This is a genomic window from Luteococcus sediminum, assembly GCF_054783495.1.
Map to the genome: position 1 here is coordinate 1 of NZ_BAAGQL010000015.1, position 807 is coordinate 807.

Sequence of the window (807 nt, forward strand, 5' to 3'; positions counted from 1 at the left end):
TCGGTGGCGGCGATCGCCACCCAGGCGTCGAAGCGGGCCTTCGCGGCACGGGCGGCCTCGATGGTGGGGCAGGCCAGGATCAGACGGAGGGCTTCCTTGACGCCCCAGGCGGCGCCCAGTTCATCGGTCGGGTCATCGGCGGCGAGCACGACTTCGAGTCGGTCACGACCACGCGCCGACAAGGTGTTGTAGCCGCGTAGCAGCAGCATCCGGTGTGCCCAGGCCGGGTCGACCTTCCGGCCCCTGCGTTGGTGCACCTCGTGGGCGAGGCGTTGCCGGACACGGGTCAGGCAGAGGTTGCCGAGTTGGACCAGATGGAACGGGTCGACCGCGATCTTCGCGTTCGGGAGGCAGCCGACGATCGCCTTGCGGAACGCTGCCGAGGGGTCGATCGCCACCACACTGATCCGGTCCCGCCACGCCTGGCTACGACCTGACAGCCAGACCTCGACCGCTGTGCTGTCGCGGCCGTCGACGATGCCGAGGACCTGCCCGCTGCAGCTGTTCACGATCGTGGTCATCCACGGCTCGACCCGCGTCCAGCCGCCGGTGTCGACATTCCGGTACCAGCGCACTGTTCGGTAGCGGTGCTCATCGACCCCGAGCTGGGTGACATGCAGCGCGTCGATGTCGGGCAGCGTGTCGATCGCCATGTTCACGGTCTTCTGGGCAGTCCACCAGGCGACCCCGAAGCTGGCGGCCACAGCGGCGACGGGCCGGCCGTGATCGATCACGGCCTCCAACAGGCCCCGCCGTAGCCGACTCGTGCACCGAGCCCGCACCGGCAACTCTGCTGTGGCTTGGGTG

The 807-nt window shown here is 69.1% G+C and carries 1 protein-coding gene; it reads right to left on the minus strand.

Translation table 11 applies throughout. From position 1 onward, the window contains the following. On the minus strand, positions 1-734 hold a 734-nt coding region (locus ACYVKA_RS09535; RefSeq protein WP_460704943.1), incomplete at its 3' end, for an ISL3 family transposase. Between the last annotated feature and the right edge of the window lie 73 nt (positions 735-807).